The sequence below is a fragment of the Phocaeicola faecalis genome (assembly GCF_021730445.1).
Classification (GTDB): Bacteria; Bacteroidota; Bacteroidia; order Bacteroidales; family Bacteroidaceae; genus Phocaeicola; species Phocaeicola faecalis.
Window position 1 is genome coordinate 1 of the sequence record NZ_JADNRM010000047.1, and the last position, 1324, is coordinate 1324.

1 pseudogene is annotated in these 1324 nt (G+C 43.1%); it reads right to left on the minus strand.

Annotated features, from left to right (window positions below):
• Nucleotides 1–687: 687 nt before the first annotated feature.
• Nucleotides 688–1324: pseudogene (locus tag IR173_RS17955) on the minus strand (DUF3874 domain-containing protein); the annotation flags it as partial.

A 1324-nucleotide genomic window follows, 5' to 3' on the forward strand; every position in this document is an offset into this window, starting at 1 on the left:
ACACACTATACATTATATATAATGCGTAGACTTGTACTACTTGTTTGTTTATGTATAATCGTTTCAAAGAACTCTTCTTCCGTGCTTTCCTTATTTTTATTCGGAAAGGTTTTGCAAAGATAGAGCGTTTATTTTAATCTACCAAATTTCTATCGAACTTTTTTGAAACTTTTTTGTTTCTTCATCAGTAAGCGATAAATTCAATCTGTCAATTACAAACCAGCTCTCTTGCTTAGCGGGTGCAAAAATAGGACATTTTAGTATTACATCCAAATATATCAAACACTTTTTTATTAATTTTTGAAGCACTTTTAGCTAACTGCCTGATTTATAAACCTGTTGTAGAACATAAAAACAAGAACATAAACTATAGGAAAACAAAGTATATACATTATTATATANTTTAGTATTACATCCAAATATATCAAACACTTTTTTATTAATTTTTGAAGCACTTTTAGCTAACTGCCTGATTTATAAACCTGTTGTAGAACATAAAAACAAGAACATAAACTATAGGAAAACAAAGTATATACATTATTATATATGCCAATGCAAATTGTAGCCAAAAGATTACTACTTGAATAATCTATCCGGACTTACATTTGTACGTTATCAATCAGTTCCCCTCTATATTCTCCATCAGCAAGGATAACTTTTACTTCGGAACACATTTCCTGCAGATGCCTAGCATTCCACCACCCGATATACATTCCCCTTGGCAGTATGTACCCGCTCGCCCAACTGGGGCAGGATGCGGCTCAGGCTGTAGGCCGTCATGCCCCTCATGGCTGAGGGATGGGCGGACTTCATCCGCTCGAACAACTGGGTGGCGGAAAGAGTCAGCACCTCCTGCGGATTATCCTCTTCCGTGGCAAAGCGGAAGCAGAGGCGGAACACCTCCTCTTCGGGTACATGCTTGTAGAACAGGGCGTTGTGTTGNTTCCGCCTTGAGTTGGGCGTACAGTTGCTCATGCTCTATGGGGGTGGTACAGTCAATGGCATGCTCCAGACTGACACAGAGGAAGCGGCGTGAGCCGGTGCAGTCCACCAGCAGGTCTTCCCGGTTACTGGTGCCGATGAACGAGGCGATGCGGGGAAGTGCCGAGGCACTGCGTTTGTAGGCTTTGCGGATATTCAGCGCGGAAGCCTGCATCAGATTCTTCAGCAGGGGCATTTTGGACGCCCCCAGCTTGTCGAATTCATCCAGATTAATCAGGCCGTAGGCAGCTAACCTGGCTTCGGCGGATGCCGGGGAGCTGAGGTCGTAACTCTCTGTATAGTAGGCTTTCAGCGCATCGGGCATCAACAGGCGGCAGAACGT